Source organism: Chitinimonas violaceus (assembly GCF_052601015.1).
Genome location: NZ_JBQXDJ010000277.1, coordinates 1 through 276, shown reverse-complemented (window position 1 = coordinate 276; position 276 = coordinate 1). Strand labels below are relative to the sequence as shown.

General features: G+C 54.3%; 1 pseudogene. It reads right to left on the bottom strand.

Features of this window, described 5'->3' with window-relative positions:
• Positions 1-202 (bottom strand): annotated as a pseudogene (locus ACUHMQ_RS21275) (IS21 family transposase); the annotation flags it as partial.
• Positions 203-276: the final 74 nt, after the last annotated feature.

Genomic DNA, 276 nt, shown 5'->3' with positions numbered 1-276 from the left:
GGAGTGCCTGCTCCAATGTGGCGTAGAAGGTAGAGAGTTTCCCAGCTGACGCTGCTCGCTGGTAAGTGGGTGGCGCCGGCTCCTCTGGCATTCGAAGCCATTTTCGGATGGTATTGCGCGACAGACCGGTGCGCTTGGTAATCTCATGTAGCGACAGCTTGTCGCGTAGATACATCCGCCGAACCTTGCCTAACATTTCCATGGTGATCACCCTTTCTCTCCTGCCTAGAAATTAGGCAGGGCAAGTAGAACACCTGGGTCAGTTTTGAATCGGCA